The organism is Novosphingobium sp. (assembly GCF_041915465.1).
Taxonomy (GTDB): domain Bacteria; phylum Pseudomonadota; class Alphaproteobacteria; order Sphingomonadales; family Sphingomonadaceae; genus Novosphingobium.
Map to the genome: position 1 here is coordinate 1 of NZ_JAYSBK010000004.1, position 24,545 is coordinate 24,545.

Annotated in this window: 24 protein-coding genes, 1 tRNA gene and 1 pseudogene; 13 read left to right on the forward strand and 13 right to left on the reverse strand. The window is 64.9% G+C overall.

Annotation, left to right across the window (positions count from 1 at the left end; translation table 11 throughout):
* Positions 1-126: 126 nt before the first annotated feature.
* Positions 127-1,089 carry a PEP-CTERM sorting domain-containing protein gene (locus tag ACE3SN_RS01510; protein WP_374526971.1) on the forward strand — a complete coding sequence of 321 codons (963 nt, stop codon included), beginning with the start codon at positions 127-129 and terminating at the stop codon, positions 1,087-1,089.
* A 147-nt stretch (positions 1,090-1,236) separates the two neighbouring features.
* Here ACE3SN_RS01510 and acnA read toward each other — a convergent pair whose 3' ends face one another.
* From acnA to ACE3SN_RS01550, 8 genes and pseudogenes are all read right to left on the reverse strand, one after another.
* Positions 1,237-3,912, reverse strand: coding sequence for an aconitate hydratase AcnA (acnA, locus tag ACE3SN_RS01515; protein WP_374526972.1), 2,676 nt, complete (start codon positions 3,910-3,912; stop codon positions 1,237-1,239).
* A gap of 139 nt (positions 3,913-4,051) precedes the next feature.
* A complete protein-coding gene (locus ACE3SN_RS01520; protein ID WP_374526973.1) occupies positions 4,052-4,960 on the reverse strand; it encodes a DMT family transporter in 909 nt (302 codons plus the stop codon).
* A 40-nt stretch (positions 4,961-5,000) separates the two neighbouring features.
* Positions 5,001-5,876, reverse strand: a pseudogene (mmsB, locus tag ACE3SN_RS01525) (3-hydroxyisobutyrate dehydrogenase); the annotation flags it as partial.
* Positions 5,875-6,657 (reverse strand): enoyl-CoA hydratase-related protein, encoded by a 783-nt coding sequence (locus tag ACE3SN_RS01530; protein ID WP_374526974.1) that lies wholly within the window; start codon positions 6,655-6,657, stop codon positions 5,875-5,877. The pseudogene mmsB and the gene ACE3SN_RS01530, both read right to left, overlap by 2 nt.
* Entirely contained in the window at positions 6,654-7,721 is a 1,068-nt protein-coding gene (locus tag ACE3SN_RS01535; RefSeq protein WP_374526975.1) for an enoyl-CoA hydratase/isomerase family protein, read from the reverse strand. Before ACE3SN_RS01535 ends, ACE3SN_RS01530 begins: the two co-directional genes overlap by 4 nt.
* Positions 7,718-8,863 carry an acyl-CoA dehydrogenase family protein gene (locus ACE3SN_RS01540; protein ID WP_374526976.1) on the reverse strand — a complete coding sequence of 382 codons (1,146 nt, stop codon included), beginning with the start codon at positions 8,861-8,863 and terminating at the stop codon, positions 7,718-7,720. The genes ACE3SN_RS01535 and ACE3SN_RS01540 overlap by 4 nt, the downstream gene beginning before the upstream one ends.
* A gap of 3 nt (positions 8,864-8,866) precedes the next feature.
* Positions 8,867-9,328, reverse strand: coding sequence for a hypothetical protein (locus ACE3SN_RS01545; RefSeq protein ID WP_374526977.1), 462 nt, complete (start codon positions 9,326-9,328; stop codon positions 8,867-8,869).
* Between the two features lie 4 nt (positions 9,329-9,332).
* Positions 9,333-10,832, reverse strand: coding sequence for a CoA-acylating methylmalonate-semialdehyde dehydrogenase (locus tag ACE3SN_RS01550; protein ID WP_374526978.1), 1,500 nt, complete (start codon positions 10,830-10,832; stop codon positions 9,333-9,335).
* 92 nt (positions 10,833-10,924) lie between these two features.
* Here ACE3SN_RS01550 and ACE3SN_RS01555 point away from each other — a divergent pair, with 92 nt between their 5' ends.
* From ACE3SN_RS01555 to ACE3SN_RS01565, 3 genes are read left to right on the forward strand one after another with little or no spacing between them, the layout of a single operon-like run.
* Positions 10,925-11,824, forward strand: a complete 900-nt coding sequence (locus tag ACE3SN_RS01555) for a LysR substrate-binding domain-containing protein (protein ID WP_374526979.1) — start codon at positions 10,925-10,927, stop codon at positions 11,822-11,824.
* Positions 11,825-11,862: 38 nt separating this feature from the next.
* Positions 11,863-12,627 (forward strand): cytochrome b/b6 domain-containing protein, encoded by a 765-nt coding sequence (locus ACE3SN_RS01560; RefSeq protein ID WP_374526980.1) that lies wholly within the window; start codon positions 11,863-11,865, stop codon positions 12,625-12,627.
* The gene (locus ACE3SN_RS01565; RefSeq protein WP_374526981.1) at positions 12,627-13,382 is read left to right on the forward strand and encodes a molybdopterin-dependent oxidoreductase; all 756 of its coding nucleotides are present in this window, start codon (positions 12,627-12,629) and stop codon (positions 13,380-13,382) included. Before ACE3SN_RS01560 ends, ACE3SN_RS01565 begins: the two co-directional genes overlap by 1 nt.
* Before the next feature lie 15 nt (positions 13,383-13,397).
* On the opposite strand, the gene ACE3SN_RS01570 is transcribed toward ACE3SN_RS01565, so the two are convergent.
* From ACE3SN_RS01570 to ACE3SN_RS01580, 3 genes are all read right to left on the reverse strand, one after another.
* On the reverse strand, positions 13,398-13,700 hold the full coding sequence (locus tag ACE3SN_RS01570; RefSeq protein WP_374526982.1) for a putative quinol monooxygenase: 303 nt from the start codon (positions 13,698-13,700) through the stop codon (positions 13,398-13,400).
* Between the two features lie 53 nt (positions 13,701-13,753).
* A complete protein-coding gene (locus ACE3SN_RS01575; RefSeq protein WP_374526983.1) occupies positions 13,754-14,143 on the reverse strand; it encodes a thermonuclease family protein in 390 nt (129 codons plus the stop codon).
* A 94-nt stretch (positions 14,144-14,237) separates the two neighbouring features.
* On the reverse strand, positions 14,238-15,473 hold the full coding sequence (locus tag ACE3SN_RS01580) for a NupC/NupG family nucleoside CNT transporter (RefSeq protein ID WP_374526984.1): 1,236 nt from the start codon (positions 15,471-15,473) through the stop codon (positions 14,238-14,240).
* A 128-nt stretch (positions 15,474-15,601) separates the two neighbouring features.
* Between ACE3SN_RS01580 and ACE3SN_RS01585 the strand changes: the two genes are divergently transcribed.
* The 7 genes from ACE3SN_RS01585 to ACE3SN_RS01615 all read left to right on the forward strand — a co-directional run bounded on the left by ACE3SN_RS01585 (position 15,602) and on the right by ACE3SN_RS01615 (position 20,351).
* Positions 15,602-16,273, forward strand: a complete 672-nt coding sequence (locus ACE3SN_RS01585; RefSeq protein WP_374526985.1) for a queuosine precursor transporter — start codon at positions 15,602-15,604, stop codon at positions 16,271-16,273.
* Positions 16,274-16,316: 43 nt separating this feature from the next.
* Positions 16,317-17,213 (forward strand): acetylglutamate kinase, encoded by an 897-nt coding sequence (gene argB, locus ACE3SN_RS01590; protein ID WP_374526986.1) that lies wholly within the window; start codon positions 16,317-16,319, stop codon positions 17,211-17,213.
* A complete protein-coding gene (locus tag ACE3SN_RS01595) occupies positions 17,210-17,713 on the forward strand; it encodes a hypothetical protein (protein ID WP_374526987.1) in 504 nt (167 codons plus the stop codon). Before argB ends, ACE3SN_RS01595 begins: the two co-directional genes overlap by 4 nt.
* A 131-nt stretch (positions 17,714-17,844) precedes the next feature.
* Positions 17,845-18,141 carry a YggT family protein gene (locus tag ACE3SN_RS01600; protein WP_374526988.1) on the forward strand — a complete coding sequence of 99 codons (297 nt, stop codon included), beginning with the start codon at positions 17,845-17,847 and terminating at the stop codon, positions 18,139-18,141.
* The gene (folD, locus tag ACE3SN_RS01605) at positions 18,138-19,034 is read left to right on the forward strand and encodes a bifunctional methylenetetrahydrofolate dehydrogenase/methenyltetrahydrofolate cyclohydrolase FolD (RefSeq protein ID WP_374526989.1); all 897 of its coding nucleotides are present in this window, start codon (positions 18,138-18,140) and stop codon (positions 19,032-19,034) included. The genes ACE3SN_RS01600 and folD overlap by 4 nt, the downstream gene beginning before the upstream one ends.
* Positions 19,035-19,044: 10 nt before the next feature.
* On the forward strand, positions 19,045-19,731 hold the full coding sequence (locus ACE3SN_RS01610) for a hypothetical protein (protein ID WP_374526990.1): 687 nt from the start codon (positions 19,045-19,047) through the stop codon (positions 19,729-19,731).
* The gene (locus ACE3SN_RS01615) at positions 19,728-20,351 is read left to right on the forward strand and encodes a MarC family protein (RefSeq protein ID WP_374526991.1); all 624 of its coding nucleotides are present in this window, start codon (positions 19,728-19,730) and stop codon (positions 20,349-20,351) included. Before ACE3SN_RS01610 ends, ACE3SN_RS01615 begins: the two co-directional genes overlap by 4 nt.
* Before the next feature lie 3 nt (positions 20,352-20,354).
* On the opposite strand, the gene ACE3SN_RS01620 is transcribed toward ACE3SN_RS01615, so the two are convergent.
* Together ACE3SN_RS01620 and ACE3SN_RS01625 are read right to left on the reverse strand one after the other, a co-directional pair.
* Positions 20,355-20,960: an LON peptidase substrate-binding domain-containing protein gene (locus ACE3SN_RS01620; protein ID WP_374526992.1), complete on the reverse strand. Its 606-nt coding sequence runs from the start codon at positions 20,958-20,960 to the stop codon at positions 20,355-20,357.
* A 17-nt stretch (positions 20,961-20,977) separates the two neighbouring features.
* Positions 20,978-21,877 (reverse strand): tetratricopeptide repeat protein, encoded by a 900-nt coding sequence (locus ACE3SN_RS01625; protein WP_374527049.1) that lies wholly within the window; start codon positions 21,875-21,877, stop codon positions 20,978-20,980.
* Between the two features lie 192 nt (positions 21,878-22,069).
* Between ACE3SN_RS01625 and ACE3SN_RS01630 the strand changes: the two genes are divergently transcribed.
* Positions 22,070-22,144, forward strand: a tRNA-Gly gene (locus tag ACE3SN_RS01630).
* Between the two features lie 687 nt (positions 22,145-22,831).
* Entirely contained in the window at positions 22,832-24,544 is a 1,713-nt protein-coding gene (locus tag ACE3SN_RS01635; protein WP_374526993.1) for an FAD-dependent oxidoreductase, read from the forward strand.
* Position 24,545: the final 1 nt, after the last annotated feature.

Sequence of the window (24,545 nt, forward strand, 5' to 3'; positions counted from 1 at the left end):
GCAGCAGTTGCGCGCGATTTCCCCCAGGGAACAACAGAGAGCAAAGCTATGTCGGTTCGGATGGCCCTCACGAAACTTGCAGCCTTCGCTGCGGGCGGTGCTGTGATTGGCGGCGGCGCGGTTCACGTGGCCGAGACCCCGGCCAAGCAGGTCACCTACGTCAAGCATGCCAAGCCGGCGGCCAAGCCGCACAAGGCCAAGCGCGTCGTTGCGGCCAAGCCGCGCAAGGTGAAGCGCATCCGCCGCGTCGTGACCAAGACCTATACTTGCGAGCAGCCGGCCCAGCCGCAGTTCGCCGTGATGCCGGCCTACGCGCCGCCGCTTCCGCCCCAACCGATGCCCGAAAGCGGCAGCAGCAGCGGCACGGTCGTGATCGGCGGTTCGGGCGGCTTCGGCTTTGGCGGCGGCTTCTTTGGCGGCTTCTTCGGCGGCAGCTCGGGCGGATCCAGCGGCAGCGTCGTGATCACCTCGACCAGCACCGGTTCGACTTCCAGCTCGACCTCCGGCGGTTCGACTTCGACTTCGGGCGGCTCGACATCGTCGTCGACCGGCGGCCTGACCAGCACGACCACGACCGGCGGGATCTCGTCGAGCTCGACCACTTCGACCGGCGGCGTTTCGACTTCGACCGGCGGCGTTTCGACCTCCACTGGCGGTGTCTCGACCTCGAGCGGCGCGGTCAGTTCCAGCTCGTCGACTTCGACCAGCTCGGGCAACGTCTCGACCTCGTCGGGCAACTACAGCTCGTCTTCGTCGTCGACCTCGGGTAACGTCTCGTCCTCGACCTCTTCGTCGACCTCGTCGTCGTCCTCGACTTCGGGCAACGTGTCTTCGTCGACGTCGACCTCCTCGTCGACCTCGGGCAACATCACCTCGTCCACTTCGTCGAGCACTTCGAGCAGCGGCTCCTCGTCGACCTCGTCGTCGACCTCGACCAGTTCGGGCACCACCAGCGGGACGACGAGCGGCACCACCAGCGGCACCACCAGCGGTACCGAAGTTCCCGCCCCGCCGATGCTGCTGCTGTTCGGCGCAGCTGCCGCCGCCACCTTCAGCCGCCGCCGCAAGAAGGTGGCAGCGCAAGACTGATCAGTTCAGGGGCAGCGCCGGTTCCCGATCCGGCGCTGAAAACGAGACAGGCCCGGAAAACCACCGTGGGTTTTCCGGGCCTGTCTTGTCTTGCGCCTGTGCCGGGCGGATCGGGGCGGACCGCGGCCCGCCCCCTCCGCTGGCCGATCAGGCGGCCAGCTTGCGCAGCACGTACTGCAGGATGCCGCCGTTCATGAAGTATTCGACCTCGTTGGCGGTATCGATGCGGCACAGCGCGGTGAAGCTGAACTTCGAGCCGTCCTTGCGGGTCACTTCCACGGTCACGTCCTGACGCGGGGTCAGGTTCGCAACGCCGGTGATGGTGAAAGTGCAATCGCCATCGAGGCCCAGGCTCTGGCGGGTGTCGCCATCCTTGAACTGCAGCGGCAGCACGCCCATGCCGACCAGGTTCGAGCGGTGGATGCGCTCGAAGCTTTCGACGATCACGGCGCGCACGCCGAGCAGGTTGGTGCCCTTGGCCGCCCAGTCGCGCGACGAGCCGGTGCCGTATTCCTTGCCCGCGACGACGACCATCGGGGTGCCATCGGCCTTGTGCTTCATCGCCGCGTCATAGACCGGCATGACTTCGCCGTTGTAGCGGCTCATGCCGCCTTCGACGCCGGGGACCATTTCGTTTTTGATGCGGATGTTGGCAAAGGTGCCGCGCATCATCACTTCGTGGTGGCCGCGGCGCGCGCCGTAGGAGTTGAAGTCCGCCTTGGCGACCTGGTGCTCCATCAGCCACTGGCCAGCCGGGCTGTCAGCCTTGATGTTGCCGGCCGGGCTGATGTGGTCGGTGGTGATCGAATCGCCCAGGATCAGCAGCGGCTTGGCTTCGACGATGTCCTGCACCGGGGCCGGCTGCATGGTCATGCCTTCGAAGTAAGGCGGGTTGGCGACATAGGTCGACCCGGCGCGCCACGAATAGGTTTCGCTACCGGTGACGTTGATCGCCTGCCAGTGCTTGTCTCCCTTGTAGACGTCGGCATAGCGGGCCTGGAACATCGCGCGGTCCATGCACGAGGCCATGGTCGAGGCGACTTCCTGGTTGGTCGGCCAGATGTCCTTGAGGAACACGTCCTGGCCATCCTTGCCCTTGCCGATGGGGGTGGTGACGAAGTCGTCGATCACGGTGCCCTTGAGCGCATAGGCGACGACCAGCGGGGGCGAGGCCAGGAAGTTGGCGCGCACGTCGGGCGAAACGCGGCCTTCGAAGTTGCGGTTGCCCGAGATCACGGCCGCGGCGACGAGGCCGTTTTCGTTGATCGCCTTCGAGATCGGTTCGGCGAGCGGACCCGAGTTGCCGATGCAGGTGGTGCAGCCATAGCCGACCAGGTTGAAGCCGACATTGTCGAGGTGCGGCTGGAGGCCGGCCTTTTCGAGGTAGTCGGTGACGACCTGCGAGCCCGGGGCCAGCGAGGTCTTGACCCACGGCTTGGGCTTGAGGCCCAGCTCGTCGGCCTTCTTGGCGACGAGGCCAGCGGCAACCAGCACGCCCGGGTTCGAGGTGTTGGTGCAGCTGGTGATCGCCGCGATCATCACGTCGCCGTCGCCGATGTCGAAGTCCTTGCCTTCAACCGGAACGCGGGTGTTCGCCTTCTTGTAGGTTTCGGCCATGTCCTTGGCGAAGACATCGTCGACGTCTTCAAGGTTGACGCGATCCTGCGGACGCTTCGGACCCGCGAGCGAAGGCACCACGGTGCCCATGTCGAGTTCGAGGGTCGAGGAGAACACGGCGTCGGGCGCGGTCGGATCGATCCAGAAGCCCTGTTCCTTGGCATAGGCTTCGACGAGAGCCAGGGTGGCTTCGTCGCGGCCGGTCAGGCGCATATAGTCGAGCGTCTTGTCGTCGATCCCGAAGAAGCCGCAGGTCGCGCCGTATTCGGGGGCCATGTTGGCTAGCGTCGCGCGGTCGGCAAGGCTGAGCGAGGCAAGGCCCGGGCCGAAGTATTCGACGAAGCGGCCCACCACGCCGTGCTTGCGCAGCATGTTGGTGCAGGTCAGCACCAGGTCGGTCGCGGTCACGCCTTCGCGCAGGGCGCCGGTCAGCTTGAAGCCGACGACTTCGGGGATCAGCATCGAGACCGGCTGGCCAAGCATCGCGGCTTCGGCTTCGATCCCGCCGACGCCCCAGCCCAGCACGCCCAGGCCGTTGATCATCGTGGTGTGGCTGTCGGTGCCGACGCAGGTGTCGGGATAGGCCACGGTCGCGCCGCTCTGGTCCTGCGAGGTCCACACCGCCTGGGCGATGTTTTCGAGGTTCACCTGGTGGCAGATGCCGGTGCCTGGGGGCACGGCGTAGAAGTTGTTGAGCGACTTGGAACCCCACTTGAGGAAGTCATAGCGTTCCATGTTGCGGTGGTATTCGATCTCGACGTTTTCCTCGAAGGCCTTGGGGTGGCCGAATTCGTCGACCATCACCGAGTGGTCGATCACGAGGTTCACGGGAACCAGCGGGTTGATCTTGCTGGTGTCGCCGCCAAGCTTGGCGATGGCATCGCGCATCGCGGCAAGATCGACGACGCAGGGCACGCCGGTGAAGTCCTGCAGCAGCACGCGCGCGGGGCGATACTGGATTTCGTTGGTCGATTCGGTGGGGTTCTTCTGCCAGTCGACCAGCGCCTGGGCGTCGGCGGTCGAAACGGTGAAGCCGCCGTCTTCGAAGCGGAGCAGGTTTTCGAGCAGGACCTTCATGCTGAAGGGCAGGCGGCTGATGTCGCCCAGCTTGGCCGCGGCCTTCTTGAGCGAGTAGTACGCGTAATCCTTGCCGCCGACGGTAAGCGTGCTGCGCGTGCCGAGCGAGTCCTGTCCGACCTGGGTCATCCCTGCTGATCTCCTGAGTTTAGAAACCCTGCCCCGCGCGCCCTTTTCGCGAGTGCAGCAGGGCAAGTTGTCGGCGCCGCCGATGCGCGCGAATCCCCTTTACGTCAAGGGGGCGGGGCTGGATTGAGGCCGGATTCGACTAAAGTGCAGTCTGTTCGATGTGGCTTTTCCGCGGTGCGGCGATCCAGCAGCCGATCACGATCAGCGCCACGCCGATCACCGTGGGCAGGGTCAGCGCCTCGCCGAACATCAGCCAGCCCATTATCGCCGCCCAGATGAAGGCGGTATATTCGATCGGCAGCAGGGCCTGGGCCTCGGCCCGGCCATAGCCCCACGAGATCACCATCAGCGAAAGCATCGCCAGCACGGCCCCGGCAAAGATGTCGCGCAGGGCGGCGGGCGGCGGCATCACGGCCAGCCATGGCGCGGCCAGCCCGAGGAACAGCGCGACGAACACGGTCTGGAAGAAGGCCACTTCCGCGGGGCCTGCCAGCAGCGCCTGGCGCCGCTGCAGGATCAGGTTCCAGGCATAGAGCACGGCCGAGAACAGGATCATGCCGATGCCCCAGGCGGCATTGTCGCCCAGTTCGGCATCGCCCAGCCGGGCCGCGGCAATGACCGCCACCCCGGCGAGGCCCAGCACCGAGGCCAGGATCGCCCGCCCGCCGATCTTCTCGCCCAGCATCACGGCGGCGAGGTACAGCGCGATCAGCGGGGCGATGAACGACAGCGCGATGCCTTCGGCCATTGGCAGGTAGACAAGGCCCGCAAAAAAACTGGTGGCCATCGCCCCGCTCACCGCGCCGCGCAGTGCGTGCAGTTTCATCAGGGAGCGACTGGGCCAGGTGCCCTCGCGCCACTTCCAGACCGGATACATCAGCGCCGTGCCAAAGATGGAGCGCAGCAGCATTGCGCTATAGGCGCCGGCTGCCAGCGAGGCGCTTTTCATCAGCCCGTCCATCACGCTGAACAGCGCTATGCCGAGGGTGACCGCGATGAACGGGGCGAGGTGATGTTCGCGGTGGAGGGCGGAGGCAGGCTGTGACACCCGCCCCCCTTAGCCACTCGCCAGGGCCTTGTCGAAGGGCCTAGAGCGTCTTGATGATGCCTGAGAAGTCCATGCCGCCGTTCCCGGCCGCATTGAAGGCTGCATAGAGTTCTTCGGCGCGGCTGCCCATCGGCACCTGCGCGCCGGCGGTTTGGGCCGCTTCCATCGCCAGCTTGAGATCCTTCAGCATCAGCGCCGCGGCAAAGCCGCCCTGATAGCCGTTGTCCGCCGGGCTGGCCGGGCCGACGCCGGGGACCGGGCAGTACGAGGTCATCGACCACGACTGGCCCGAAGCCTTGCTGGAGATGTCGTAGAAGGTCTGGAGGTCCAGCCCCAGCTTCTCCGCCAGCGCAAAGGCCTCGCAGGTGGCGATCATCGTCGCGCCCAGGATCATGTTGTTGCAGATCTTGGCGGCCTGGCCCGCACCGGAGGCTCCGGCATGGATCACGGCCTTGCCCATTGCCGACAGGATCGGCTCGGCGCGGGCAAAGGCTTCGTCCGTGCCGCCGACCATGAAGGTCAGCGTTCCGCCATTGGCTGCCGCGATCCCGCCGGAGACGGGGGCGTCGACCATGGCATAGCCGGCCGCGCTGGCAGCCTCGGCCACCTTGCGCGCCGTCGCCACGTCGATGGTCGAGCAATCGAGCAGCAGGGCCGAGGTTGGCGCATGGCCGATCACGTCGGCACCATAGACGCTCTCCACGATCTTGCCGTTGGGCAGCATCGAGACGACCGCTTCGGCCCCAACTACGGCCTCGCGCACCGAGGTGTAGGCGGCGCAGCCGTTGTCCTTCGCGCGGGCGAGCGCTTCGGGCGAAAGGTCGAAGGCGTGGACGTCATGCCCGGCCTTCACCAGGTTCGCGGCCATCCCGCCGCCCATGTTGCCAAGGCCGATGAAAGCGATTTTCATGGGCTTACTTCCCCGTCCAGACGCCGGGGCGCTTTTCGATGAAGGCGGCCATGCCTTCCGCCTTGTCTTCGGTCGCGGTCAGGACCTGGAAGATGCGGCGTTCCATCAACAGGCCCTGGTCGAGCGTGGTTTCGAACGCGGCGTTGACCATTTCCTTGTTGGCGATGGCGGCCAGCGGCGGCATCGCGGCGATTTCGGTGGCGGTCTTGACCGCCTCCTCGATCAGCGAAGCCAGCGGCACGATGCGGGCGACGAGGCCGCTGCGTTCGGCCTCTTCGGCGCCCATCATGCGGCCGGTCAGGCACATTTCCATCGCCTTGGCCTTGCCGATCGCGCGGGTCAGGCGCTGGCTGCCGCCCATGCCGGGACCGACGCCGAGCTTGATCTCCGGCTGGCCGAACTTGGCGTTTTCGGACGCGATGATGAAGTCCGCCATCATCGCGAGTTCGCACCCGCCACCCAGCGCAAAGCCGTTGACCGCCGCGATCCACGGCTTGCGGGTGGTCTTGACGACATGGCTGGTCCAGCGGCTGAAGAAGTCCTGGGCATAGAATTCCGCCGCCGGCTTTTCAGCCATTTCCTTGATATCGGCGCCCGCGGCAAAGGCCTTTTCGCCAGCCCCGGTCAGCACCGCGCAGCGCTGCGCGGGATCGGCTTCGAACGCGGCGAATGCGGTGATGAGCTCTTCCAGCACGGCCGCGTTGAGCGCGTTCAGCGCCTGCGGACGGTTGAGCGTGATCAGGGTGACGGCGCCCCGCTGTTCGACGAGGATGTTTTCGAAGCTCATAGGGGTTTCCATTCTTCGTTATCAGGCAGCGGCGCGAAGATGCTGTCGAGCAGGGCATCGGTCACGCCTTCGGGAGTGGCAGGGTTCCACTGGGGATCGCCTGTCTTGTCGACGATCACCGCGCGCACGCCCTCGGCAAAGTCGGGCAGGGTCAGGACGCGGCTGGCGATGCGGTATTCCATCACCATGTTCGCGGCAAAGTCCACGCAGTCGAGGCTTTCCGTCAACTGCCGCAGCGCAACCTTGCAGGTCTGGGGCGACTTGGTGCGGAGCGTCGCCAGTTCCTTGGCCGCCCATTCGCTGTCATCGGCGGCCAGACTGGCGAGGATTTCCTCAAAGGTATCGTGGGTGAAATGCCGCGCGATGGCGCCGGAATTGGCGGTGAGCCTGGCCTCATCGGTCTTGTCGGCCAGCGCGGCGAGCACGGCGCCCGGCTCTTCGCCGCTGATCAGCCGGGCCTTGGCCTCGGCCAAGCTCGCGGAACGCAGGAAATGCGTGGCAAGCCCGGCCCAGAAACACTCGGACCCGTCGAGCCGCGCGCCGGTCAGCGCGAGGAACTGGCCAATCCCGCCCGGCAGGCGCGATAGATACCAGCCGCCGCCCACATCGGGGAACAGGCCGATCCCGGTTTCCGGCATGGCGAGACGGGTGTTCTCGGTCGCCACGTGGAAGCGCGCGGGCTGCGAAATGCCGACCCCGCCGCCCATGGTGATCCCGTCCATGAAAGCCACGATCGGCTTGGCATAGGTGAAGATCAGGTGGTTGAGCTGGTATTCGTCGTGGAAAAACTGGCGGCCTGAAACGCCGCCGTCGTTCAGCGCCGAATTGCGCAGGAAGGCGATGTCCCCGCCCGAACAGAACCCGCGCGACAGCTTGGGATCGCCGCCCGGATCGACCGCGTGGTCGATGATCACGGTCTGCACCTGCGGATCATCGCGCCAGGCCAGCAGCGCCTCGGTCATCGCGTGGACCATCGGCAGAGTCAGCGCGTGGATCGCCTTGGGGCGATTGAGCGAGAGGAACCCGGCGGCCCCGTCGCGGCGGATGATAACGTCTTCGGTCATTGGCGCAGCAGGTCCCGTCCCACGATCATCCGCATCACCTGGTTGGTCCCTTCGAGGATCGAATGGACCCGCAGGTCGCGCCAGAAGCGCTCGATCGGATAGTCCTTCAGATAGCCGTAACCGCCAAACAGCTGGAGCGCATCGTTGACGATTCTACTGCCGTTGTCGGTGGCGAGCCGCTTGGCCATGGCCGAAAAGCGCGACTTGTCAGGCGCGTTCGCGGAGACCTTGCAGGCGGCAAGGTACAGCAGCGCGCGCGCGGCTTCGAGATCGGTCGCCATGTCGGCCAGCATGAACTGGGTGTTCTGGAAATCGGCCACCGGCTGGCCGAACTGCTGGCGGTCCTTGGTATAGGCGATCGCTTCATCGAGGCAGCGCTGCGCCCCGCCAAGCGAGCAGGCCCCGATGTTGAGCCGGCCGCCATCAAGCCCCGCCATGGCGAAGCGGAACCCATCGCCTTCCGCGCCGACGCGGTTGGCCACCGGCACGCGGCAATCCTCGAAGATCACCTGCGCGGTCGGGCTGGCGTTCCAGCCAAGCTTCTTTTCGGGCGCGCCGAACGAAAGGCCGGGGGTGTCCTTGTCGACCACCAGGCAGGTGATGCCCTTGGACTTGTGATCGCCGGTGCGCACCATCACGACATAGACGTCGTTATAGCCCGAGCCCGAAATGAACTGCTTGGTGCCGTTGAGCACGTAGTGATCGCCGTCGAGGCGCGCCGTCGTCTTGAGCGCCGCGGCATCCGAACCCGAACCGGGTTCGGTCAGGCAATAGCTGGCGATCTTTTCCATGCTGACCAGCTCGGGCAGGTAGCGTTCCTTGAGGTCCGCCCCGCCGAAGGTGTCGATCATCCACGCGGCCATGTTGTGGATCGAGATGTAGGCCGAGGTCGCCGGGCAGCCATAAGCCATGGCTTCCATGATCAGCGCGGCTTCGAGCCGGCCAAGCCCGATCCCGCCGCTCTCTTCCGAAACATAGATCGCGCCAAAGCCCAGTTCGCCCGCAGCCTTCCAGACATCGACGGGGTAGTGATGCTCTTCGTCCCACTGGGCGGCGAAGGGCGTGATCCGGTCGGCGGTGAACTTGCGCGCCATGTCCTGGATGGCGAGCTGGTCAGCGGTGAGAGAGAACTGGTCGATCATAAACTACGCCTTGAACTCGTTCCTTGAGGGAAGGATCGATTTGCTGGATTGTTTGAAGCGAACGGCACCAAGAATGGCTGCCAAACCCAGTGAAACAAGCCAAAGATAAAATCCAGCGTACCAATGCGTGATTGGCTCCGTGCTGCCTGCTTCGTTGGCGAGTATCTCGCTTCGAGTCAGGTTTGCAATGACCGTCAGAAACAGAAAAACGATCATAGCGAGCCCAATGGTTCGATGGAGACCGCCAATCCATACCCACATCAGCACCACAAGAAGGATCGGATTCGCGAGCCAATCAAGGTAACCCGCCAAAAGCCCGGTCCACCCCCATTCAAGCAGTGTCCAGCCAAGCGGCGCGTCACCATTCTGACTGAAAAAGCTGGTTGTCAGGGTTTGAAAGCACAAGGAGGCGATCCAGACCGCAAGGGTCAGCAAGACCAGCAGTCTTTGGGTCGCCGCCTTCATGTGCCTACCCCATCGTCGGGATGACGAACGCGTTTGATCCATCGCCGCCGCCATCGGGCCAGCGGGCTGTGACCTTCTTCTTCTTGGTCCAGAAGCCGATGCCGTCCATGCCGTACTGGTCGGTGTCGCCAAAGCCCGAACGCTTCCACCCGCCGAACGAGTGATAGGCCACCGGCACCGGGATCGGCACGTTGATGCCGACCATGCCGACATTCACGCGGCTGGCGAATTCGCGCGCGGCGTGGCCGTTGCGGGTAAAGATCGCCACGCCATTGCCATACTGGTGCTTGCTCGGCAGGCTCAGCGCCTCTTCAAAGTCCTTTGCGCGGACGATCTGCAGCACCGGGCCGAAGATCTCGTTGTGATAGGACTGCATTTCGGGCGTGACATTGTCGAGCAGCGTCGGGCCGAGGAAATAGCCTTCCTCATGCCCCTGCATGGTATAGCCGCGCCCGTCGATCACCAGTTCGCTGCCTTCGTCGATCGCGGTCTGGATCCAGCGTTCGATGTTGGCCTTGTGCATCGCGGTGACGACGGGGCCATACTGCGCGTCGGGATCGGTCGAGATGCCGACCTTCAGTGCCTCGATCGCAGGGATCAGCTTGGCCTTGAGGCGCTCGGCGGTGTCTTCGCCCACCGGCACCACCACCGGCAGCGCCATGCAGCGTTCGCCCGCCGAACCGAAGGCCGCGCCGGTGAGGTCGTTCACCACCTGGTCAAGGTCCGCATCGGGCATGACGATGCCGTGGTTCTTGGCCCCGCCCATCGCCTGCACACGCTTTCCGGCGGCCACGCCGCGGTTGTAGACATAGTGCGCGATGTCGGATGAGCCGACGAAGCTGACCGCGCTGATCGCCGGGTGATCGAGGATCAGGTCGACCATTTCCTTGTCGCCGTGGACGACCTGGAAGATTCCTGCGGGTAGGCCCGCTTCGAGGAACAGTTCGGCCAGGCGCACCGGAACCGAGGGGTCGCGCTCGCTGGGCTTGAGGATGAAGGCATTGCCGACGCTGGTCGCCACCGCGCCCATCCACAGCGGGATCATCGCGGGGAAGTTGAACGGGGTGATGCCAGCACCGATGCCAAGCGGCTGGCGGAACGAGGTGACGTCGATGCCGGGACCGGCGCCCTGGGTATATTCACCCTTCAGCACGTGCGGCAGGCCGCAGCAGAATTCCACGACCTCAAGCCCGCGCTGGATGTCGCCCTTGGAATCGGCGATCACCTTGCCGTGTTCCGACGAGAGCATGTGGGCCAGCTCGTCCATGTGCTTTTCGACCAGCGCCTTGAAGTCGAACATCACGCGGGCGCGGCGCTGCGGGTTCATCGCGGCCCAGGCTGGCTGCGCGGCCTGGGCTGCGGCCACGGCGCGTTCCAGCGCATCGGCCCCGCCGAGCACGACTTCGGCCTGCTGGCCGCCGTTGTTGGGGTCCATCACCGCGCCCTTGCGGGTGGAGTTGAGGCCGGCGGTGCCGCCGACGATGAAGTGATCGATACTGCGCATGGGAATGGATCCTCTCGAGTCCTCTTGCAGCCAGCCCTGCACCTGCAAGGCAATGCAGACAAGGCGCAATTTTGCGGCTATGACCTGCAAATATGCAGGCAAACGACTGGAGCGACTTACAAGCCTTCCTCGCCATCGCCCGCGCGGGCCAGCTGGCGCGTGCGGCGGCCGCGATGAAGGTCGATGCAACCACGATGGGTCGGCGTCTGCGCCGGCTCGAGGCGCGGCTCGGCGCGACCCTGTTCGAGCAGACGCGCGAGGGCCAGGTGCTGACCGAGGCGGGCGAGGCGCTGCTCGCCCAGGTCGAGGCGATGGCCATTGCGGCCGCCGGGATTGGCGAAGGGGCCGGGGCGGGCGGAGGCCTGTCCGGAACGCTCCGGATCAGCGTCTCGGAAGGCTTCGGCAGCGCTTTCCTGCCTCGCCATATTCCCGCCTTTGCCGAAGCACACCCACGCCTGACGCTTGATCTGGTGGCCTCAAGCGGGTTCCTCTCGCTGTCCAAGCGCGAGGCGGACATTGCCGTAACCCTCTCGCGCCCCAAGGCCGGGCCGGTGATCGCGCGCAAGCTGTCGGACTATGCGCTGCGGCTTTATGCCAGCCCCGCTTATCTCGCCGAAGCGGGCCAGCCCGAGCGGCCCGCCGATCTGGCGCAGGGACACCGCCTCGTCGGGTACATCCCCGACCTGCTCTACGATCCGGTGCTGCGCTATCTGGATGAGGTCCATCCCGGCCTCACCGCCACGCTGCGCTCTTCCAGCATCAATGCCCAGCACCGCCTGATCACCGCGGGCGGGGGGATCGGGGTGCTGCCCTGCTTTATCGGCGATGGCGATCCGGGTCTGGTCCCGCTGCTGCCCGAACGGCGGATCCTGCGCAGCTTCTGGCTGGTGACGCACAAGGACACCCACAACCTTGCCCGGGTGCGCGCGGGCAAGGACTGGCTGGCCGATGCCGTCCAACGCCACCGCGAGGTGCTGTTGCCGCCCGCCTGATAGCGGCCTATCGTGCTCCCTGCTTAGGAGCCGCGCCGATGAGCGATCCCGTTGGAGCCAGTGTCGATCCCCAGCCGCCACGCGGCGGCGATCTGGTGCGTCGGCATCGCTGGCCCACGCGGCTGTGGCATTGGCTTAACGCGGGCACCCTGGCCGTGATGCTGATGAGCGGGTTGATGATCTTCAACGCCCACCCCCGGCTCTACTGGGGCGAATACGGCGCGAACCCGGACCCGGCCTGGCTCGACCTGTGGGGCGATGACGGGATTCCCTTTCCCGGCTGGATCACGATTCCCTCGGACTACAACCTGTCGGATGCGCGGCTGTGGCATTTCGGCTTTGCCTGGGTGCTGGTGGGGCTGAGCGCCGCCTATGGGCTGTGGTCGCTGCTGTCGGGCCATCTGCGCCGCGATCTGGCCCCGCGCCTTGGTGAGCTGGCCCCGGCACATCTTGCGCATGAAGTGGCCAGCCATGCCCGCCTGCAATTCCCGACTGGCGCAGCGGCGGCGCGGTATAACAGCCTGCAGAAATTGGCCTATTGCGCCGTGCTGCTAGGGCTGCTGCCGCTGGTGATCCTGACCGGCATGACCATGTCGCCAGCGCTCGATGCCGCATTCCCGGTGCTGCTCGACCTGTTCGGCGGACGGCAATCCGCGCGCTCGCTGCACTTTCTTGCGGCGGGAGGGCTGGTGGCCTTCTTCCTTATCCATATTGCGATGGTGCTGCTGGCCGGGCCGGTGAACGAAGTGCGCTCGATGCTGACGGGCTGGTACCGCCTGCCGCGCGAGCGGGAGGAGCGCTGATGGACCTGACCCGCCGCCGCCTGCTGGGCATGACCGCCGCCGGGGCCGGCGGGCTGCTGCTTTCGGGCTGCGACCGGCTCAATTCGTCGGAGCCGTTCCGCGCGGCGCTCGGCAGCGCCGAGGGGCTGAACCAGCGCGCCCAGCGCCTGCTGATGGGCGATGCCCTGGCGCGCGAATTTTCCGAGGCGGAGATGTCGCCGGTGTTCCGCGCCAATGGCAGCACCAAGGTGGCCGATCCGGTCTATCAGCGTCACCTTTCCAGCGGTTTCGCCCAGTGGCGGCTCGCGGTCGGCGGGCTGGTCCAGCGCCCGCTCTCCCTGCCGCTCTCCGCTTTGCAGGCCATGCCCCAGCGCACCCAGATCACCCGGCACGACTGCGTCGAGGGATGGAGCGCGATCGGCAAGTGGCAAGGGCCGCAACTTGGCAGGATTCTGGCGCAGGCGGGGCTGCTGCCCGAGGCGCGCTTCGCGGTGTTCCACTGCGCCGACACGATCGGCGGCGCGCCCTATTACGAATCGATCGACCTGATCGACGCCTTCCACGCCCAGACGATCCTTGCCTGGCGGATGAACGATGCGCCGCTCAGCGTGGCCCACGGCGCGCCGCTGCGCCTGCGGGTCGAGCGCCAATTGGGCTACAAGCAGGCCAAGTTCGTGATGCGGATCGAACTGGTATCGAGCCTTGCCGCGATCTTCGGCGGCAAGGGCGGGTTCTGGGAGGATAACCACGGCTACCAGTGGTACGCCGGGATCTGATCCTCCCAGTTCGCATTACATCAGCTTGCTGACTTCCTCGGCGTTATAGAGCCGCAGGTCCGCCCCTTCGACCTTCAAGGTCGCCATGGTCTTCTGGAATTCGGCCATGTGGGCGCTGGCCGAATGGGCGCCGAGCGCCGCCTGATCGCGCCAGCGTTCGGAAATGCGGATCAGGTCTGGATCGGCAATGTCCTGCGCGAAGGAATAGTGAATGCAGCCATCCTCGGCCAGCGTGGTGGCGACCATGACCTTGGCCTGATCGGCCAGTTTTGCGAATTCACCCGTTGCCAGCTTCAGCCAGCCTTCAATCAGCAGCATAGTTTTGTCCTCTCTCATGGCGCGAATCGCGCCGCGCTGGATCGGTAGCGCGCTCACTCGCGGCTTGCCAGCATCGCGCACCAGTTGCTGCGCCTGCCGTGCCAGGGTTCGGCCAGGCCTTCATCCACGAGCTGCGTCCCGATGCTCCGCCCGCCGCGCTCGACCACGCGCAAGGAGCGACCATAACGGTCGGTGGTGCGGCTGCCGCTGACTTTGAGCTCGAACGGCCCGGCGTTGAGCAGCACGATCAGCCGCCTGGTCGCGCGGTCGCCCAGTGCCTGTTCGGAAGCGCAGCCGGCGCCGTGGGTTTCGGGCGCGTTGATATCGGCAATGCGCACCTTTTCGCCATTGAGCCAGAAGGTATCGCCATCGACGACGCAGGTGGTGCGAGGCCCCTCGGCGCAGAGCGCAAAGGTGGCGGCGGCAAGCATGATGATGTCCATCCCCCTGCCAGACGGCAAACGGGGGCGGAAATGTATTCGGGAAACTACCTGGTTTTGCTCGATTCCGGAGGTTTAAATGCCGGAATTCCGCGCCTTAGGCGAGGGAGAGGAACAGCCCCGCCAGCGCCGCGCTCATCAGGTTAGAAAGGCTGCCAGCGGCTAGCGCCTTCAGCCCGAGCCGCGCGATCACCGGGCGCTGGTTGGGTGCAAGGCCCCCCGTCACCGCCATCTGGATCGCGATCGAGCTGAAGTTGGCAAAGCCGCACAGCGCGAAAGTGACGATCCCCATGGTCTGCGGCGAAAGGTCCTTGGCCGCGCCAAGGTCGATGAAGGCGACGAATTCGTTCAGCACCACTTTCGAGCCGAAAAAGCCGCCCGCGCGCATCGCTTCGGCCCAGTCGGGCGCGCCCAGCAGCAGGAACACCGGTGCGAAGACATAGCCCAGCACCATCTGGAACGAGAGGTCGGGATAGCCGGCGAGGCCGCCGAGCCAGCCCAGCACGCCGTTCGCCAGCGCCACCAGCGCCACGAAGGCCAGCACCATCGCGCCAACCGCAACGGCCAGCTTCACGCCGGTCTGCGCGCCCTGCGAAGCGGCCATGATGATGTTGGCGGGGCGTTCCTCGTCGAGGCTCTGCACCGGCACGTCGTCGGGCTCGATCAGCACTTCGCCTTTGGGATCGGGCATGATGATCTTGGCCATCAGGATCCCACCCGGGGCCGACATGAAGGCGGCAGCCACAAGGTAATCGATGCGGATGCCCATCGAGGCATAGGCCGCCAGAATCGTGCCCGCGACGCCCGCCATGCCCACGGTCATCAGGCAGAACAACTGGCTGGGCGTAAGCGCGGCAAGATAAGGCCGGATCACCAGCGGGCTTTCCGACTGGCCGACAAAGATATTCGATGCCGCCGACAGGCTTTCGACCTTGGTGATCCCGGTGATCTTTTCCAGGCCCCCGCCAATCCACTTGATCACCAGCTGCATGATCCCGAGGTAGTAAAGCACGGAAATCAGCGCGGCGAAGAAGATGATCACCGGCAGTGCCGAAATGGCGAAGCTCTTGCCGCCAATTTCGGGCGAGGCGAGCGGGCCGAACAGGAATTCGATCCCCGCATGGGCATATCCGAGCAGGCTTTCCACGCCGTGCGCCGCGCCCTGCAACATCGCATTGCCCCAGGGCACGTAGAGCACCAGCGCCGCGAACCCGGCCTGCAGCGCAAAGGCTGCGCCAACCACGCGCAGGCGGATCGCCTTGCGATCGGAGGAAAGCAGGAAGGCGACGGCAAGGATCAGCGCCATGCCGATCAGGCTCTTGACGATATGCATGGGTAGGAGGGTTCCCCGAGGAGTTGCTGACCCCAGAGGTAGCGCCTTTCCAAATTCAGTCAATTTCCCGGGCATTCCCGGCTGTTGAGGACTTGCCCGCGTCCAGCCGCGCGCTAATCCTTTTGCCCATGGAAACCCGCACCATCGCCATGCCGCGCTCGCTCTTCGCTTTTTCGCTGCTTTACGGGGGGCTGGCCGTGCTCGCCGGGGTGCTCGGCACCAAGCTGGCATCGCTTGGCCATTGGCCGCTGCTGGGCGATCTGGCGGTGGAAAGCGGGATCTTCGCCTTCCTGCTGCTGGTGGTGATGTCGAGCGCGGTGGCCGAACTGTTCGGGCAGGACATGGCGAACAAGCTGGTGCGCTTTGGCTTCGTGCCGCTGATCGTTTCGATGATCATGCTCACGCTGGTGATCCACGCCGTGCCGCCAGCGCCGTTCTGGCAGGATCAGGAAGCCTTTGCCCGGCTGCTGGGGCAGGGGGCGCGGATGCAGTTCGCGGGGCTGATTTCCTATGGCACTTCACAGACGCTCAACGTCTACCTGTTCAGCCGGATAGCGGGCGGGCAGGGCAAGGCACTGGTTTTGCGCGCTTGGATCGCCAGCCTGCTGTCGCAGATCGTCGACACGATCCTGTTCATCACGATCAGCTTCTATGGCCAGGACATGCCGCTGATGCAGATCATGGAAGGCCAGATCATTTCCAAGCTGGTGCTTTCCACCATCATGGTCCCGCCGCTGATCGTGGTGTTCGTGCGCCTGGGCAACTGGCTCGACCGCGCCCCCCTGCAGGCGAGGGCCTAAAAAAACTTCAATTCCGCGCGGAGGGGTCTAAAGGGCGCGCATTATGTCAAACTCACACGATCCCGCTCTGCTGGCCAAGGCCGAAACGCTGGTCGAGGCGCTGCCTTATCTCCAGCGCTATGCCGGGCGCACCTTCGTGGTGAAGTATGGCGGCCACGCAATGGGCGATCCCGACCTCGCGCACGACTTTGCCGAAGACGTGGTGCTGATGAAGGCCGTGGGGATCAACCCGGTGGTGGTCCATGGCGGCGGTCCGCAGATCGGCGCGATGCTCAAGAAGCTGGGCGTCGAAAGCCGCTTCGTCGATGGCCTGCGGGTGACCGATAAGGCCACGGCGGAAGTCGCCGAAATGGTCCTCTCGGGCGCGATCAATAAGGAAATCGTGCGCTGGATCGCGGGTGCGGGCGGCAAGGCGCTGGGCATTTCGGGCAAGGACGGCGGGCTCGTCACCGCGCGCAAGGTGCAGCGCACCACCCGCGATCCGGGCAGCCAGATCGAACAGGTGGTCGACCTCGGCTTCGTGGGCGAACCGCAAACGGTCGATGCCAAGGTGATCAAGACCATTTCCGATGCCGGGATGATTCCCGTCATTGCGCCGATCGCGGTGGGCGAGGACGGCGAGACCTACAACATCAACGCCGATACCATGGCGGGTGCGATTGCGGCGGCGCTCGGTGCGGCGCGGCTGTTCCTGCTGACCGACGTTTCAGGCGTGCTCGACAAGAACAAGCAGCTCCTCACCGACCTGCGCCCGGCCGACATCGAAAAGCTGCAGCAGGACGGCACGATCAGCGGGGGCATGATCCCCAAGCTGGAAACCTGCGTTCACGCGGTCGAGGCCGGGTGCGAGGCGGCGGTGGTGCTCGACGGGCGCGTGCCGCACGCAATGCTGCTCGAAATCTTCACCTCGCGCGGCGCGGGCACCCTGATCCGCGCATGATCCGGCGGGCCATCCCCGCGCTGGCGCTGCTCGTGCTGGCGGCCTGCGGGGACAAGGCCGAACAAGCGCCTTCGGCTCCCGCCACCACGGCGGCTGCGCCAGTTCCGGCACCGCCCGTTCCGGCACCGACCCCCAGCGCTGTGCCGCTTCCGTCCGAATCGCGCGATCCGCGCAAGGTGCTGCTCGAATGGGCCAAGGCCGTTTCGCTCAAGGACTGGGACGCGGCCTATCTCTATTGGGGCGAGCACGGCACGCGCAGCGGACAGAGCCTTGCCCAGTTCAAGGCGCGCTGGGGCAAGCTCAATGCCCCCGAACTCGAAGTGCGCGAAGGTCAGGCCGAAGGCGCGGCGGGATCGCTGTTCTATACCGCGCCGGTCACGATCATCGATGGCAAGCGGCGCATCATTGGCGAGGTCGTGCTGCGGCGGGTCAACAACGTGCCGGGCGCCAGCGCGGAGCAACTGCGCTGGCACATCGAAAGCGACAGTTTCGCATTCTGATTGCCGGCGCCAACGAGGACTGGACAAATTAGTAAGTGGTGCTTACAAAATTGTGCAGGGAACTCCGGTTGCCGGTGCGCATGCCCTTGGGCTATCAGCGCAGCCTTGCAAACCGGAACGAGGATAGGCCTGTGCTCGCTTACACACTGATCGACATTATCGGTTATCTGATCTCGATCATCGTCACGCTGGTCATCATCCAGTTCGTGATGTCACTACTGTTGCAGTTCAACGTCATCAATTATCACAACAATTTCGTGAATGCGGCCTGGCAGGCAATCAACGCGCTGCTGGAGCCGATCCTTGCCCCTGTTCGCCGGATCATGCCCGATACCGGCGCCATCGACTTTTCGCCGATGGTGCTGATCGTTGGCCTGACCATCCTTCAGAAAGTCCTATACGGACTTGCGATTGCGAGTGTGCAATGACGGCTTCGATTATCGACGGGAAAGCTTTTGCAGCCGGGCTTCGTGCCCGTGTGGCGGACTATGCCGCCACCTTTGAACAGGCCGCTGGCCGCAAGGCGGGCCTCGCCGTGGTGCTGGTGGGCGAAGACCCGGCCAGCCAGGTCTATGTTGCCTCCAAGGGCAAGGCCACGGTCGAATGCGGCATGGCCAGCTTCGAACACAAGCTGCCCGAAAGCACGACCCAGGAAGACCTGATCGCGCTGGTCGACCAGCTGAATGCCGATCCGATGGTCGACGGCATCCTCGTCCAGCTGCCGCTGCCAAAGCACCTCGACGAACAGGCCGTGGTCGAACGGATCAGCCCCGACAAGGACGTCGATGGCTTGACGCCGACCAGCACCGGCCGTCTCGCGCTGGGCCTGCCGGGTCTCGTACCCTGTACGCCGCTCGGCAGCCTGATGCTGCTGAAGGATCAGCTCGGCAGCCTTTCGGGCCTCGATGCGGTGGTGATCGGCCGTTCGATCCTGGTCGGCAAGCCGATGGCGCAGTTGCTGCTCGCCGAAAGCTGCACCGTTACCATCGCGCACAGCCGCACGAAGAACCTGCCCGACGTGGTCCGCCGCGCCGACATCGTCGTGGCCGCGGTCGGCCGGCCGGAAATGGTCAAGGGCGATTGGCTCAAGCCCGGCGCGACCGTGATCGACGTCGGTATCAACCGCCTGCCGCCTGCCGAGGGCAAGACCAAGGGGCGCCTGGTGGGCGACGTCGATTATGCCGAGGCGCGCGAAGTCGCTTCTGCCGTTACCCCGGTGCCGGGCGGCGTGGGGCCGATGACCATCGCCGTGCTGCTGCGCAATGCGCTGGTTGCCGCGCACCGCAATGCGGGGGTGGCGCTCGCCGAAGGGGCGCTCTAAACAGGCGCGCATGAAGCGTCTGTCTATAGCACTCGCCCTGGTTGCCCTATCGGGTGCCGCGATCGCCAAGGATCGCGGCCCGCAGGTCAATTATGCCAACCCCAGCGCCGCGATCGCGGCCGAGATCGCTTTTGCCCAGCTCGCGCAGGACAAGGGCCAGTGGACGGCGTTTCGCGCCACCGCGACCAAGGACGCGGTGATGTTCGCGCCGCAGCTGGTCTATGCGCAGGACTTCCTCAAGGACAAGCCTGACCCTGCCGTTGCCGTGAAGTGGCAGCCGCATCAGGTCTGGTCGAGCTGCGACGGTTCGATCGCAGTGACGCGCGGGGCCTGGCAGCGCCCCGATTCGACCGGCTATTTCACCACTGTCTGGCAGCGCCAGAACGACGGGACCTACAAGTGGGTGATGGATCAGGGCGATAACCTCGCCATGCCGCTCGACGCGCCGGAAATGATTGTCGCCAAGGTCGCCGATTGCCCCAAGGGCAAGCCTTCGCGTCCCATGAAGCGCGCCAAGATCAAGAAACTGCCACCGCTCGATCCCGCCCACCTCGCCGGTCAGTCGGATGACGGCACGCTGACCTATGAAGTCAACGTCCAGCCCAATGGCGCGCGTCAGTTCACCGTCAGCCTGATGCTGGGCGGGCAGCTTGCGCCGGTCCAGATGGTCGAAGTCGCCGCGCCCGAAGGCAAATGATCGACCTGTTCCTCTCGGCCTTCGTCACCCTGTTCGTGGTGATCGATCCACCCGGCTGCGCCCCGATCTATGCCGGTCTGGTCAGCGGTGCGAGCCACCGCCAGGCCGTGTCGATGGCAGTGCGGGCCTGCTTTATCGCGGCGCTGATCCTGCTGGTCTTTGCCTTGTTCGGCGAGAATCTGCTGGGTGCGCTGCACATCGAGCTCAATTCCTTCCGCATCGCGGGCGGCATCATGCTGTTCGTGATCGCGCTCGACATGGTCTTCGAAAAGCGCACCCAGCGCCGCGAGGAACGCGCCGACAAGATCCGCGAGGAGCATGTCGAGGACGTGTCGGTTTTTCCGATGGCCATGCCGATGATCGCCGGGCCCGGATCGATCGCGACGGTCATGCTGCTCACCGCGCGCGCTCACGGGACCGAGGAAACGCTGGTCGTGCTGGCCGCGCTTGGCGCGGTGCTGCTGCTGACGCTTGCCGCCCTCGCCGCGGCGGGGCCGTTGATGCGGCTGCTCGGCACGCGGGTCGAAGCGGTGATCACGCGCCTGCTGGGCGTGCTGCTGGCCGCGCTTGCCGCGCAATACGTGATCGACGGCGTCAAGGCCGTGCTGACCGCGGTTTGAACCTTACTGCAAGGTAACCCGGTCGTCGTCGCTGTCGCGCCGGCCGAAGAACTGCATCAGCTGGATCAGCAATTCGCAGCGCTCCGTCAACGTCCGGGTCTCCAGCAGCGCCTGCTTTGACGCGGGATCGAACGGCACGATCTGGCTGGTGCCGTCGATCAGCGATTCGTCGTCAAGCCGCGTCACCGCGTCCCAGTCCACCGAATAGCCCTGCATATCGGCAAAGCGGCGCGCCTCGCGCTCAAACCCGGCGCGTTCGATCGCGGAGAGGGAGGCTCCTTCCTCGTCCTCGATCAGTTCGGCCTCGACCTGCCGGAAGGGCGTGGTGACATCGAGCTCGCGAATGATGCGAAAACGCGCCTCGCCTTCCAGGATCAGGTTGAAGCGGCCATCCTCCAGCGCCTCGACCTCGTCGATCCGGCCAAGGCAGCCCACGGCATAGAGCGGCGCGCCTTCTGCCGCGCGCTGCGGCTGGATCATCCCGATCCGCCGATCGCGCGCCAGCGCATCCTTCACCAGAGCGCGGTAACGCGGCTCGAAGATGTGCAAGGGCAGCTGCAATCCCGGAAACAGGATCGCGCCCGGCAAGGGGAAGATCGAGATGCGCACGGCCCGCGCCCCCGGGCCTATCCGAACAGGATCAGCGACAGGCGGCGGCGCTGGGCAGCGACCCATGGATCCTCAAGGCCGACGACCTCGAAGATCTGCAGCAGCTTGGCCCGCGCCGCACCATCATTCCACGCTCGGTCGGCGCCGATCATGGCAAGCAAGGTGTCGGCGGCAGCATCGCGATTGCCTGCCGCAAAGGCGGCGTTGGCAAAGGCCAACTGCGCCTCCATGTCGGCCGGGCTTGCCTCGGCGGCAAGACGCAGCGCGGCAAGTTCGCTGTCCTCGGGCTTGTCCTTGGCAAGATCGAGCGCGGCCTTGGCGCGGGCGATTTCGGCGTCTGCGGCCATTTCGGGCGCGACGGCGCCCAGCATGGCCTCGGCGTGTTCGATTTCGCCGGCAGCCACCAGCGCGCGAATCAGGCCCGCCTGCGCTGCCGGATTGGTCGGCGCGGCTTCGGCGATCTGGGCGAACATGCCCGCCGCCTGCCCGGCATCGCCGCCGGCCAGCACTTCCTCGGCCATGGCAAGCAACTGGCTGACGTCTTCCTCGATCCCGCCGCCCGGCTGGACCGGCAGCTTGGCGAGCAACTGATCCAGCATCGACTTCAGTTGCGATTCGCTGCGCGCGTTGGTCAGGTCGGCAATCGGCTGGCCCTGGAACAGCGCATAGACCGTGGGGATCGAGCGCACCTGGAACTGCGCGGCAATGAACTGTTCCTCATCGACGTTGACCTTGGCCAGGACCACGCCCTTGTCGGCATATTCGGCCGCAACCTTTTCCAGCACCGGGGCCAGCGCCTTGCACGGTCCGCACCATTCAGCCCAGAAATCGAGGATGACGAGATTCGTCATCGAAGGTTCGACCACGTTCTTGCGGAATCGGTCGACCGCCTTCTGTTCGTCGAGGTTGAGGCCCATGCTTGCCAAGGGAAACTCCATCAGGATTTGGATGTCGGTCCCCAATGTGGGCCTTTGTGCGGGTTTGTGAAGGGAGAAAGCACTTCTTGCGCTTTCAGGCAATTTTCCCCTTGGCAAGCACGAACCCCGATGCTAACCGCGCGCCTCACCCCGGCCCACCAGCCACAAGGCAGGCGGGCCGCGAACGTCAGAGCGGGCGTAGCTCAGGGGTAGAGCACAACCTTGCCAAGGTTGGGGTCGAGGGTTCGAATCCCTTCGCCCGCTCCAGTTTTCTTCCACAATATCAGTAATTTAAACTCAGGAACGGGCTTCCGTCTTCGCTTACAGTCATGCAGCAGAACTGCGGTGTAACCAGAATGTAAGCGCGACAAAATGTGCTGATTAAGCGGCGGATTGCTGCGAAGCTTTGGCAACATCCCGCATGCCAAAGCCGAAGAGCGATACTACGGGATGCTGGACGACACACCCATGGCCGCATAATTTGAACCAAATGGCCTCCGGCAATCCCGGGGAGTGTGTGGATGCTCCTAGTTTAGCAAGATGATTTTCTGACGTAATGACGGCGTGGCGCTTCTATCGCTCGTGTGTCAGGCCCCTTGTTGTGGCCTGAAGGTTGCCACGGGCCGGTATGCAGTCCGAAGATCGCGGTCCACATCGGTTCAGCGAGCTTTTATGCTCGAGCCCCGGGACTGGTTTCCAGGTCCTGAACATTGAAGTCCTTGCCGCATAATCGTCAGTCGATCCCCTTGCGAGGGCTGCAAAGCCCTCAGGCGCGTAGCCCAATGGTTCGACCGCGAGGCGCACGGCCCCTGGCGGCAAGGCTGGTGAACGCCGACCTCGTCGAGGCGGACGTTCCGACTTCAGGCGTTATCACATTGCGCCTTGCCAATTAAGTCAGGCTAACTTACCATAAGGCATCTTGACGATAATGAGTCTTTTTCCGTGAGGGGAGCGATGGAGCAGGGAATGATTGAAGATCGGCACTCAGCGCAGGTGCTGATCGTTGGCGGTGGCATGGTGGGTATGATCGCGGCGCTGGATCTGGCGCAACGCGGGGTGGATGTCATACTCGCCGAGCAGGACTCCTCCGAGCCACCCATGGTCCCGCGCGCAAATCACTTGTCGGCGCGGACAATGGAGATTTTCCGTGGTCTCGGTATCGCGGACAAGGTTCGCAGCCAGGGTCTGCCGGACGGCTTCGCCAATGATGTGGCGTTTGTGACGACCCTAACCGGATACGAGCTTGCACGCCTTCGCATTCCCAGTCGGCGCAAGCGCTTTAACAGCATCGGCTATATTGATTCCGACTGGCCGACATCCGAACCGGCGCATCGTTGCAACCAGATGTATTTCGAGCCGACGGTTCGCCAGGAAGTCATCGGCAATCCCCGAATTCGCACGCTCTTTGGGACACGAATCGATAACTTCGAACAGGACGCCGCGGCGGTGTTCGCAACGGGGCGCAATGATGCTGAGAGGAAGGCGGTTAGCATCCGCGCCGACTACGTGATCGGATGCGATGGTGGCAGCTCGACGGTGCGCAAGAAGATCGGAGGGGTCTTCGAAGGCGTTGACGTCATTTCCCGCAATCGCATGGCCTTGGTGCGTTCGCCCGAGTTGCTTGGGCGGCTTACTATGGAGCCGGCCTGGATGACTTGGTTCATCCTGCCCGAGGGGCATGGTTCGGTTCACGCCATCGACGGTAAGGAACTGTGGTGCTTCCACTGCACGCTGCCCGAAGGCGAAGAGGACTTCGAGAAGCTGGATCGCGACAAGGTGATCCGGGCGGCGATGGGGCAGGACATACCCTATGAAATCGTTCATACTGAGGACTGGTTCGGCCGCCGCCTGATTTCGGACAGGTTTTCCGATGGTCGCATTTTCCTGAGCGGCGATGCCTCGCATATCTGGATCCCCATGGCGGGCTACGGCATGAATGCCGGCGTTTCCGACGTCACCAACCTGACGTGGAAGCTGGCGGCCGTGCTCGATGGCTGGGCCGATCCGGCGATCCTCGACAGCTATGCGGTCGAGCGTCGGCCAGTTACCGAGCAGGTCTCAAAGTTCGTGGCCAACATCGCCTACGAGAATTACGACGTGGACTTGCGGCAGAACCCGCCGCCGGAACTCTATGAGGACAGTGTCGAGGGTGAAGCAGTGCGCGCCGAGGCGTCGCGCTTCCTGACCGACGCAAACATGGGCCAGTTCAACTGTCCGGGGCTCAATTTCGGCGCGGTTTACGAAGGATCGTCGATCATCGTCCCCGACGGCGAGGCCCCGCCGCCGTTCGAGCTGGGCACCTACACGCCCACGACCATCCCCGGATGCCGCACGCCCCATTTTACGCTGGCCGACGGCACGCCGCTCTATGACCGGATGGGGCCGGGCTATACGCTGCTGCGAACCGATCCCGCCATTGACGTCGCAGCGCTTGTTGCTGCGGCCGAGGCGCGGAGCGTTCCGCTGACCGTGCTGGATATTTCCGCTGGTGCCGCCGATGGTGCCTATGCGCACAAGCTCGTCCTTTCACGGCCGGACCAATACGTCGCCTGGCGTGGCAATGCCCTGCCCGACGACGTGATGGCGCTCGTCGATGTCGTTCGCGGCGTCGTTCCGGCCAATGGCGGAGCCGGACGCAAAGCGGCCCTGGTGGCCACGGCTGGCTGAA

What these genes read in the sequence shown, in the direction of transcription:
- acnA (WP_374526972.1), bottom strand. Translation starts at nt 3,912, where the DNA reads ATGACCCAGGTCGGACAGGACTCGCTCGGCACGCGCAGCACGCTTACC.
- ACE3SN_RS01530 (WP_374526974.1), bottom strand. Translation starts at nt 6,657, where the DNA reads ATGAGCTTCGAAAACATCCTCGTCGAACAGCGGGGCGCCGTCACCCTG.
- ACE3SN_RS01535 (WP_374526975.1), bottom strand. Translation starts at nt 7,721, where the DNA reads ATGACCGAAGACGTTATCATCCGCCGCGACGGGGCCGCCGGGTTCCTC.
- ACE3SN_RS01540 (WP_374526976.1), bottom strand. Translation starts at nt 8,863, where the DNA reads ATGATCGACCAGTTCTCTCTCACCGCTGACCAGCTCGCCATCCAGGAC.
- ACE3SN_RS01545 (WP_374526977.1), bottom strand. Translation starts at nt 9,328, where the DNA reads ATGAAGGCGGCGACCCAAAGACTGCTGGTCTTGCTGACCCTTGCGGTC.
- ACE3SN_RS01550 (WP_374526978.1), bottom strand. Translation starts at nt 10,832, where the DNA reads ATGCGCAGTATCGATCACTTCATCGTCGGCGGCACCGCCGGCCTCAAC.
- ACE3SN_RS01555 (WP_374526979.1), top strand. Translation starts at nt 10,925, where the DNA reads ATGCAGGCAAACGACTGGAGCGACTTACAAGCCTTCCTCGCCATCGCC.
- ACE3SN_RS01560 (WP_374526980.1), top strand. Translation starts at nt 11,863, where the DNA reads ATGAGCGATCCCGTTGGAGCCAGTGTCGATCCCCAGCCGCCACGCGGC.
- ACE3SN_RS01565 (WP_374526981.1), top strand. Translation starts at nt 12,627, where the DNA reads ATGGACCTGACCCGCCGCCGCCTGCTGGGCATGACCGCCGCCGGGGCC.
- ACE3SN_RS01570 (WP_374526982.1), bottom strand. Translation starts at nt 13,700, where the DNA reads ATGCTGCTGATTGAAGGCTGGCTGAAGCTGGCAACGGGTGAATTCGCA.
- ACE3SN_RS01575 (WP_374526983.1), bottom strand. Translation starts at nt 14,143, where the DNA reads ATGGACATCATCATGCTTGCCGCCGCCACCTTTGCGCTCTGCGCCGAG.
- ACE3SN_RS01580 (WP_374526984.1), bottom strand. Translation starts at nt 15,473, where the DNA reads ATGCATATCGTCAAGAGCCTGATCGGCATGGCGCTGATCCTTGCCGTC.
- ACE3SN_RS01585 (WP_374526985.1), top strand. Translation starts at nt 15,602, where the DNA reads ATGGAAACCCGCACCATCGCCATGCCGCGCTCGCTCTTCGCTTTTTCG.
- argB (WP_374526986.1), top strand. Translation starts at nt 16,317, where the DNA reads ATGTCAAACTCACACGATCCCGCTCTGCTGGCCAAGGCCGAAACGCTG.
- ACE3SN_RS01595 (WP_374526987.1), top strand. Translation starts at nt 17,210, where the DNA reads ATGATCCGGCGGGCCATCCCCGCGCTGGCGCTGCTCGTGCTGGCGGCC.
- folD (WP_374526989.1), top strand. Translation starts at nt 18,138, where the DNA reads ATGACGGCTTCGATTATCGACGGGAAAGCTTTTGCAGCCGGGCTTCGT.
- ACE3SN_RS01610 (WP_374526990.1), top strand. Translation starts at nt 19,045, where the DNA reads ATGAAGCGTCTGTCTATAGCACTCGCCCTGGTTGCCCTATCGGGTGCC.
- ACE3SN_RS01615 (WP_374526991.1), top strand. Translation starts at nt 19,728, where the DNA reads ATGATCGACCTGTTCCTCTCGGCCTTCGTCACCCTGTTCGTGGTGATC.
- ACE3SN_RS01625 (WP_374527049.1), bottom strand. Translation starts at nt 21,877, where the DNA reads ATGGGCCTCAACCTCGACGAACAGAAGGCGGTCGACCGATTCCGCAAG.
- ACE3SN_RS01635 (WP_374526993.1), top strand. Translation starts at nt 22,832, where the DNA reads ATGGAGCAGGGAATGATTGAAGATCGGCACTCAGCGCAGGTGCTGATC.